Here is a 1,901-nt window from a genome sequence, read left to right as displayed (position 1 = left end):
GAGGGGCCCGGCGGCCTCCCCACGGACCACGACCGGCAGCCGGGCCGTCAGGCCGCCAGCCGCTCCGCCAGGTACTCCTCCCAGGTCCGCCGCCCGTGGTCGGCCCCGGCCGGGGCCAGGTTCTCCCCCGCCCGGTACGCCCGCCCGACCTTTCCCGGCACCCGGAGCGGCAGCCGCCGGCGGCTGCGGCCGCGCGCCGCGAGGTAGCCGCGGGTCAGCTCGTCCATCGCGTACACCGTCGGACCGGCCAGGTCCGGCACCGCCCCGGCCGGCTCGCCCAGCGCCAACTCCACCAGCCGGGCGGCGACTTCCCGGACGTCCACGGGCTGCCAGCGGACCCCGCCGGGGGCCGGGACGAGCGGCAGCCGGGCCGTCTTCTCCGCCACCGTGAACGCCAGGTCGTGGAACTGCGCGGCCCGCAGGACCGTGTACGGCAGGCCCGAGTCGGCCACCGCCCGCTCGGCGGCGTGCTTGGCCCGGAAGTAGCCGAGCGGCAGCCGGTCCGCGCCGATCACCGAGATGTACACCAGGTGCCGCACCCCGGCCCGCCGGGCGGCGGCGACCAGCAGCCGGGTGGCGACGTCGTCGCCCTTGGGGCCGCCCGCCAGGTGCAGCACGGTGTCCACGCCCGCCAGCGCCTCGTCCAGCCGGGCGGCCGCCTCCGCCGGGTCGCCGAGCAGGTCGCCGCGCACGTACGCCACGCCGTCGGCGTCCGGGCGCTCCCGCCGGCTGAGCACCCGCACCGGCAGGCCGGCCGCGCGCAGCAGCGGGACCACCTGCCGGCCCAGGGTTCCGGTACCGCCGGTGACCAGCACCGTGTTCTTCGTCATGACCGTCTCCGATTCGTCCCGGGAGGGGAGTTGATCTCCCCGCCGCAGCCGTTGTTGGGTGACTCCTGCAGCCCTGACCCCCGGCGACGAAGGAATGTGACACGTGGACGAGAAGCAGGTGGACGAGAAGGTGGACGGGGCATCCGCCCGGACCGCGCTCTTCGAGGAGCACCGCCCGCACCTGCGCGCGGTCGCGTACCGGATGCTCGGCTCGATCAGCGAGGCCGAGGACGCCCTCCAGGAGGCCTGGCTCCGCTACGACCGCACCGACACCGCCGAGGTGGACAACCTCGGCGGCTGGCTGACCACGGTGGTCTCCCGGGTCTGCCTGAACCTGCTGCGCACCCGCGCCCAGCGCCGCGAGGAGCCGCTGGAGCCCGCCGGGCCGGGCGGCGAGCCGGGCCCGCCGCGCATCCCGGACCCGCTGCTGCGGCGCGAGGGCGTGGTGGACCCGGAGCAGGAGGTGATGCTCGCGGACTCGGTCGGGCTGGCGCTGATGGTGGTGATGGAGTCGCTGTCGCCGGCCGAGCGGGTCGCCTTCGTGCTGCACGACCTGTTCGCGGTGCCGTTCGAGGAGATCGCCCCGCTGATCGAGAAGACCGCCGCCGCCACCCGCCAGCTGGCCAGCCGGGCCCGCCGCAAGGTGCAGGGGCAGGCGCCCGCGCCCGACCCGGACCTCGGCCGGCAGCGGGCGGCCGTGGACGCGTTCTTCGCCGCCGCCCGCAACGGCGACCTGGACGCGCTGCTCGCCGTGCTCGACCCGGACGTGGTGCTGCGCTCGGACGGCGGCGCGCTGCTGGCCCGGCACACCGTGGTGCTCTCGGGCGCCGGCACGGTGGCCGGCCAGGCCGTCCTGTGGGGCACGCTGTCCCCGTTCGCCCGCCCGGCGCTGGTCAACGGCACCGCGGGCGCGGTGGTCATCGGCGACAACGGGCGGGCGCTGTCGGTCATGGCGTTCACCGTGGTGGACGGCGCGATCGTCGCGATCGACGTGCTCACCGACCCGGAGCGGCTGGCGGCGCTGGACCTCACGGACTTCCGGAACGCCTGACCCGGGGGCGGGGCGGGGAG

General features: G+C 76.7%; 2 protein-coding genes. One reads left to right on the top strand and one right to left on the bottom strand.

Annotated elements, in window-relative coordinates; all coding sequences use genetic code 11:
- Nucleotides 1-47: 47 nt before the first annotated feature.
- Nucleotides 48-830 (bottom strand): SDR family oxidoreductase, encoded by a 783-nt coding sequence (locus tag ACFU6K_RS38080; protein WP_380671109.1) that lies wholly within the window; start codon nucleotides 828-830, stop codon nucleotides 48-50.
- Nucleotides 831-933: 103 nt separating this feature from the next.
- Between ACFU6K_RS38080 and ACFU6K_RS38075 the strand changes: the two genes are divergently transcribed.
- Entirely contained in the window at nucleotides 934-1,881 is a 948-nt protein-coding gene (locus ACFU6K_RS38075) for a sigma-70 family RNA polymerase sigma factor (RefSeq protein ID WP_380671107.1), read from the top strand.
- Nucleotides 1,882-1,901: the final 20 nt, after the last annotated feature.

The sequence above is a fragment of the Kitasatospora sp. NPDC057512 genome (assembly GCF_042802135.1).
Taxonomy (GTDB): Bacteria; Actinomycetota; Actinomycetes; order Streptomycetales; family Streptomycetaceae; genus Kitasatospora.
This window is presented reverse-complemented; position numbering and strand designations above follow the sequence as displayed.